Below are 3,040 nucleotides of genomic sequence, written 5' to 3' on the forward strand. Positions count from 1 at the left end.
CAGGTTAACGGGTGCTCAATCCGTTGATATTATGATATCAGAGGGTTGCATGATGCGGTAGCCAAGTCGGCGAAGAAAACGAGTCCCGGACGAAAGGTTGAAGACCCCTTCATCCTCCAGTAATGGACGCCATGACACCAGGCCATTTCTGCTATAGACGAGATACTGACGATCCAGTGGCATTGAGGCCATAAGCTTTCCATCAGAACGCCTGATAATGTCGTAGCAATCGCCTTGCTCCTGACTTTCCTTCACAAAACCCCCTCTTTGCTATCAACAAATTTCACTCTTCCGGCCAGGATAATCCCGTCCACAGAACCAACATACCAAATGGCGCAAATTTCCTAATAGGTTGGCTGGAAGAAAAATAAAACTATTTACTGCAACATCTTAACTATACTCCAAAACAACTGTACGTATAAACAGTATTTGTCTGTTTTGATTAAGTATGCACATGAAAGGATGGTTTGCGCAAGGTCATTTATCCGATTGATTTAGATAAATTTTATTGCCACTTTCGCGCAAAAATCGATCGTTATTTTTAACAGATGACTTAGTCAAAACTGTCGATTGTAAATATCTGATTGGAATGCTCTCGTCAGGTAAATGACAAAGGTGTCGATGTCGTCAGGAGGCATATTTCACTGGCAGCGAGGAAAGTCAGGTTGGCAATTTGTTACGTCCTAAGTTTAATAATTAATCGACTCAATGGTTCAATTTTTTCCGTTAGGAGAATCCGGCAGCATGAATGTGCTCATTTAATTTTAAAAGATCATGTCTGGAGCTAAAGATTAGTGACAGTTGTGCCGAAGATTTAACTAGTGAAACCTCAAAGAGCTTCCTGTACGTAAGTATAAGAAAATCCAGACGTTGCCGCTTAAGATTATAATATGTTGATTTAATTAATCAAAACATCAAAAAAGGAATAATCATGGGACTTTGGGATAGTATTAAAAGTGCTGCATTAAAAGCAAAATGCGCTGTTGGGATACATGGTGGTAATTTCCGACCAATTGATGGTGAAACATGCAAATATTCAAAAGTATGCCCAGATTGCCATGAGACTATCAAAACTGAGAGACACCAACTTGGAAGACCAGAATATAAGTTCGAATACAAGTGCGTAACGGTTAAAAAATGCACAAAATGCGATTTTGAAGAAGAAGGTGAAAAACACGAAGAGTACGAAGATATAGATGTTGATGACTTTTGTAATGTTAAGCAGCGATGCGTACGTTGCAGCACTGAACGCATTCATGGAAAGCAACATACCTGGTCATCAGCAGGCTCAACCCAGACACATCACTTATTCAAATGCTTGAAATGCGGTGCCAAGTCAGAAAAGAAAAAGGTGAATTTCAAGTCACGTTAATCTTTAGGTTTCGACGCGTCATTTGCGAATACATACCCCCTCAAATATAGAGGGGATATTGAACGCTCTAGTGTTGGTTTGGCATAGCTCCGGCAGGTTCGCGCTCACCAGCGCCTCAGCGAGCGGTGATTGGATACCATTAGCGCAATGGGTAACAGAAACTGCAGAATGCACGAAATGGCGGTGATGTTCCCATTAAAGTGCCAGATGCATGCCATCGCGTGTTCTGGGCGATGCCATGCATATTATGGATTATGATTTATCCATTTCCAGGGGGTTAGGGTGAATTCCTCTTACATGCCAGAATGCCTGCTCTCTATTCAACTGATTTCCCTTTGGTATCAGAAAGCCATATGTCCCAGATTTAAAAGTAGCATGAGCGCAGGTTAGACTTTCTCCTTCAAAGCTATACTCAGTCCCTTCAGGGATTAGAGAGTCAGTCTTGATCAGGTGAACAGCTCCGTTGATAGGGATCATGTAATGGTGCATTTTAGGTTCCTCGTATTGTGAAGAGCCTATTATATCAAGTTTGAATCTACGTCATTGAAGTAGCAGGATTTGTTACGCCGTGCACTTAAACTCGGACTATAAGCTGCGATTTCATTCTGCTTACAAAGCTCCGGTAAATTGGCTCGAACCAAAGCTTCAGCGAACGGCGGAGGAACCGCATTGCCGCCGCCTGCTACCAGAAAGAAAAAACCCACTAAAGCGGGTTAACTTTATGTTACTCATGAGGCTTGTCTCGCTGCAACTCACGAGCGGAGCATTCTCGCGCAAGTTGCGTTGCTAAGGCTACGGGGTTGAATGGCGCTCCATGCCCATTTAAGAATGGTATGCGGTGTGTCGTTGAACGTTATTTAAAACGCAGATAGAATCAAGAAAAATCCCAAATAAATGGAATATTGTTTATGGCTAAGAAAATCGCATTACTGGGCTTTTCTGCTCTTTTTGTTGCGAGTGCTGCTTTTGCTGAAACCTCAAGTAACTGGGTCGAGGTCACCAATGCTGATCTCGGAATCTTTTCAATTAAAAAAGGCACATTTAGAAACGTAAAAGGCGTGTCGTCTGCCTTGTTCATGTATCAAACAAAAGATAAAAAAGTGGAATATTACAAAGCTACTATTAAGGATGTTGATTGTGATAATGGATATGGGGAAGTGAAATTCTTCAACATGGATGGGCGATTTGCTTTCAACGGTGATTATGTAGCTGATGGAAACAGTGTAGGGGCTGGCATTGGCGATTTCATGTGTGCTGTCAGGAGCGCGTCTAACTCCAACAAAAGTTAAATATGGGGCGTTTGTTAAGGAACAATAGCCCCACATATAGATCAATATTGGCCCCGGCATTTCTGGATAAAAGCCTCTACATTACGGTGCTCATAGCGAACGACTTTAGCGCTGAATTTTACAGGGGCCAATTTAGAGCGGTGCCGGTGTTCTGTATTCCATTTACATAATGTTTTTTGCGTAATCCCTAATTTCTGGCATACCTCGTCCGGAGTGAGGAGATCATCAGGTTGTTCAGTCATGTTATTCCTCAATGTTATCGATGGTGATGATGAGCCGCTTCCAGATAGCTGAGACATACTTAGCCTGCTCAAGGCGTACCAGCCCACGAGCAATCACCCCATCAATCACCTTCACAGCATCAGCCATTGCGTAGCCG

2 protein-coding genes are annotated in these 3,040 nt (G+C 42.6%); both read left to right on the forward strand.

The window, feature by feature from the left end; translation table 11 throughout:
- The first annotated feature begins 931 nt into the window (after positions 1–931).
- Complete coding sequence (locus FDW94_RS18075; protein ID WP_137378016.1) at positions 932–1,372, forward strand: hypothetical protein; 441 nt, start codon at positions 932–934, stop codon at positions 1,370–1,372.
- 908 nt (positions 1,373–2,280) lie between these two features.
- Positions 2,281–2,661: a hypothetical protein gene (locus FDW94_RS18090; RefSeq protein ID WP_136392028.1), complete on the forward strand. Its 381-nt coding sequence runs from the start codon at positions 2,281–2,283 to the stop codon at positions 2,659–2,661.
- Positions 2,662–3,040: the final 379 nt, after the last annotated feature.

The organism is Citrobacter sp. wls757, assembly GCF_005280935.1.
GTDB classification, from domain to species: Bacteria; Pseudomonadota; Gammaproteobacteria; order Enterobacterales; family Enterobacteriaceae; genus Citrobacter; species Citrobacter portucalensis.

Bases quoted from the DNA above. Each gene is read 5' to 3' on its own strand.
- FDW94_RS18090 (WP_136392028.1), top strand. From the start codon at position 2,281: ATGGCTAAGAAAATCGCATTACTGGGCTTTTCTGCTCTTTTTGTTGCG.
- FDW94_RS18075 (WP_137378016.1), top strand. From the start codon at position 932: ATGGGACTTTGGGATAGTATTAAAAGTGCTGCATTAAAAGCAAAATGC.